We start from the raw sequence: 3,759 nt of genomic DNA on the forward strand, positions 1-3,759 counted from the left end.
AGCGCACATGGACGTGCTCGTAGCGTGTTTTGGGAAGCCCTGCCCCAAGCGCCCTCTGATTACCGGGTGGCCGCATCAAATTACTCAATTTTATTAATTTGTTTTCATATATCTGGGAGGCAATGTGAGCATTTCCCGCGAGGACATTGAAAAAGTTGCCGTGCTCGCCCGCATCAAGGTGGACGACGAGCAGGTTTCGGCACTGGAGAAGGATCTGGGTAACATCCTGGATCTGGTGGATCAGCTGAGTGCCGCAGACACCGATTCCGTGGAGCCGATGGCGCATCCGCTGGATGCGGTTCAGCGGTTGCGGCCGGACGAGGTGACCGAGACCAATCAGCGGGAGGCGTTCCAGGCGATCGCGCCGGCGACCGAGGACGGTCTGTATCTGGTTCCGAAGGTTATTGAGTGACCCCGGACGGGAATCAATCATCGGACCATCTGACGACCAGCGATTTCAGGATTCATCATGCATAACAAGTCTGTAGCAGAGCTTTCCCGCGAGCTGGAGAGCGGCAAGATTTCCAGTGTGGAGCTGACCCGGCAGTTCCTGGACCGTCTGAAGCAGGAAGACGGCAAGTACAACAGCTTTATTACCATCACCGAAGAGCAGGCGCTGGCCGAGGCCAAAGCAGCTGATGAGCTGCGGGCCGCCGGCAAGGCGACGGCCTGGACCGGGGTGCCTTTTGCCCACAAGGATATTTTCTGCACCAACGGGGTTCGGACCACCTGTGGCTCGAAGATGCTGGAGAACTTCGTGCCGCCTTACGATGCGACGGTAACCGAGAAGTTCCGGCAGGCCGGCGCGGTGTGTCTGGGCAAGACCAATATGGATGAGTTCGCCATGGGCTCGTCCAACGAGTCCAGCTATTTTGGTGCCGTGACCAACCCGTGGGGCCTTTCTTCCGGTGAGAAGCGAGTGCCGGGTGGTTCGTCCGGTGGCTCGGCGGCGGCGGTGGCGGCGCGTCTGGTGCCGGCGGCTACGGCAACCGATACCGGCGGTTCGATCCGTCAGCCTGCGGCACTGTGTGGTGTGACCGGCCTGAAGCCGACCTATGGCCGGGTGTCCCGGTACGGCATGATTGCCTTTGCCTCTTCCCTGGACCAGGGCGGCACGATGGCGCGCACCGCCGAGGACAACGCGCTCATGCTGAACGTGATGGCGGGTTTTGATCCTAAGGATTCCACGTCCATCGATCGGGAGGTGCCGGATTACACCGCCACCCTGAACGAGCCCTTGAAAGGCCTGAAAATCGGCCTGCCGAAGGAATACTTCACCGATCAGCTGTCTCCGGCGATGGAGGAGCAGGTTCGCAATGCGGTGAAGGAATACGAGAAGCTGGGCGCGACGGTGAAGGAAGTGTCCCTGCCGAACGCGAAGCTGGCGATTGCGGCCTATTATGTGATCGCGCCGGCGGAGGCCTCCGCCAACCTGTCCCGGTTTGACGGTGTGCGTTACGGCTACCGCTGCGAGGATCCGAAGGATCTGATGGACATGTACACCCGCACCCGCGCCGAAGGTTTCGGGGCAGAGGTGAAGCGCCGGATCCTGGTGGGCACCTATGCCCTCTCTCACGGTTACTACGATGCCTATTACCTGAAGGCCCAAAAGGTGCGCCGGCTGATCCAGCAGGATTTCGCCAATGCCTTCAAGGAAGTGGATGTGCTGATGAGCCCCACCTCCCCGTCTCCGGCATTTGTCCAGGGCGAGAAGACCAATGACCCGGTGACCATGTACCTGGAGGACATCTTCACCATCGCCATCAACCTCGCGGGGCTGCCGGCCATGTCCGTGCCGGCCGGTTTTGTCGACGGGTTGCCGGTTGGCCTGCAGATCATCGGTGATTACTTTGCCGAAGCCCGACTGCTGAATGCCGCCCACCAGTTCCAGCAGGTGACCGACTGGCACCAGCGTGAACCAAAATAAGCCCGAGAGAGGAGACGAACACATGCAGTGGGATATCGTGATCGGGCTGGAAATTCACGTTCAGCTCGCCACCAAGACCAAGATCTTTTCCGGCTCCAGCACAGCCTACGGTGCCGAGCCCAATACCCAGGCCAACGCGGTGGACCTGGCCATGCCGGGCACCTTGCCGGTGCCGAACGAGAACGCCTTCCGCTATGCGGTGATGTTCGGCCTGGCCGTGAACGCGGAGATCGGCCGCCGCTCCATGTTCGAGCGGAAGAACTACTTTTACCCGGACCTGCCCAAGGGCTACCAGACCACCCAGCTGGAGCAGCCGATCGTTGGCCCCGGGTATGTGGATGTGGACCTGGCCAACGGCGAGACCAAGCGGGTACGCATCCACCACGCCCACCTGGAAGAGGACGCCGGAAAGTCCCTGCACGAGGACTACCACGGCATGTCCGGCATCGACCTGAACCGGGCCGGCACGCCGCTGATCGAGGTGGTCACCGAGCCGGACATGAACAGCGCCGAGGAAGCGGTGGCATTCGCGAAAAAGCTGCACAGCATCGTGACCTCGCTGGGCATCTGCGACGGCGATATGTCCCAGGGCTCCATGCGTTTTGACGTCAACATCTCCCTCAAACCCAAGGGCTCCGACCAGCTCGGCACCCGGACCGAGACCAAGAACCTGAACTCGTTTCGATTCATGGAGCAGGCTATCGCCCACGAGGTTGAGCGGCAGATGGACATCCTGGAAGACGGCGGCCGCATCATCCAGGAAACCCGCCTGTACAACGGCGACCGCGACGAGTCCCGCTCGATGCGGACCAAGGAAGAAGCCAACGATTACCGTTACTTCCCCTGCCCGGACCTGCTGCCGGTGGTGATCGATGACGACTTCATCGAAGATGCCCGCAGCCGCTTGCCGGAGCTGCCGGACGCCCGCAAGGCCCGCTTCAAGGAGCAGTACAGCCTGAACGACTACGACGCCGGCCTGCTGTCCGGCGACGCGAAACTGGCTGCGTTCTTCGAGGAAACGGTTGAGCACGGCAAGGATGCAAAGCTGGCCGCCAACTGGATCCAGGGCGAGTTTTCGGCCCGCCTGAACGCGGAAGAGAAGACAGTCGCCGAGTCACCGATTACCGGAGCTCAGCTGGGCGATCTGGTGGTGCGCATTGCCGATAACACGGTCTCCTCCGCTGGCGCCAAGAAGGTATTCGAGGCGCTGTGGACCGGCGAGAATGGCAACGTGGATGCCATCATTGATGCCAAGGGTCTGAAGCAGGTGTCTGACACCGGTGCCCTGGAGGCCATGGTAGACGAGGTTCTGGCGGGCATGCCGGATCAGGTGGCGCAGTACCAGAACGAGGAAGATCCCAAGAAGCGCAAGAAGATGCTTGGTGGCTTTATGGGGCCGTTGATGAAGGCATCCAAGGGACAGGGGAACCCGAAGCTCTTTAACGAGATTCTTGTTAAGAAACTCGGGGGCTGATGGGATTGGCTCTGGCTGGTGGTCGTGGTTTTTCGCTGCGGCCCCAGCCTTTTTGGTTTGGGGGTATCGCACGGGCGGGTCAGGCCTTCCAAAACCCGCTCCTTCGGCACGTCCATGTGACGCTTGAGCTCCGCCATCCATGGCTCCGCACAGTTTTGGAAGGCCTGACCCACCCGCGCTTGCCAAATTCAGAGTGATAGTCCCCGAAACCCAAACAGACGCAACAAAAGCTCGGCGCTTACAATCTTTGAGCTGACACCTGACTATCACTGAGAAGAGCGAGGCCTTGGCGGGCGGCGCCTCCCAAAAATGTTGAAGGCCAAGGATGGCCTGAAACAAGCGCACATGGACGTGCTCG

Annotated in this window: 3 protein-coding genes; all 3 read left to right on the top strand. The window is 60.7% G+C overall.

Annotation, left to right across the window (positions count from 1 at the left end):
* Positions 1-124 precede the first annotated feature (124 nt).
* Genes gatC through gatB form a run of 3 tightly spaced genes read left to right on the top strand, consistent with a single transcriptional unit; the run spans position 125 to position 3,401 of the window.
* A complete protein-coding gene (gene gatC, locus ACESMW_RS18640; RefSeq protein ID WP_092000994.1) occupies positions 125-412 on the top strand; it encodes an Asp-tRNA(Asn)/Glu-tRNA(Gln) amidotransferase subunit GatC in 288 nt (95 codons plus the stop codon).
* Between the two features lie 57 nt (positions 413-469).
* Entirely contained in the window at positions 470-1,927 is a 1,458-nt protein-coding gene (gene gatA / locus ACESMW_RS18645) for an Asp-tRNA(Asn)/Glu-tRNA(Gln) amidotransferase subunit GatA (protein ID WP_372988461.1), read from the top strand.
* Between the two features lie 22 nt (positions 1,928-1,949).
* A complete protein-coding gene (gatB, locus tag ACESMW_RS18650) occupies positions 1,950-3,401 on the top strand; it encodes an Asp-tRNA(Asn)/Glu-tRNA(Gln) amidotransferase subunit GatB (protein ID WP_372988462.1) in 1,452 nt (483 codons plus the stop codon).
* Positions 3,402-3,759 lie beyond the last annotated feature (358 nt).

This window comes from Marinobacter sp., assembly GCF_041690455.1.
GTDB lineage: Bacteria > Pseudomonadota > Gammaproteobacteria > Pseudomonadales > Oleiphilaceae > Marinobacter.

Coding starts and splice junctions, on each gene's coding strand:
- gatA (WP_372988461.1), top strand. CDS start 470: ATGCATAACAAGTCTGTAGCAGAGCTTTCCCGCGAGCTGGAGAGCGGC.
- gatB (WP_372988462.1), top strand. CDS start 1,950: ATGCAGTGGGATATCGTGATCGGGCTGGAAATTCACGTTCAGCTCGCC.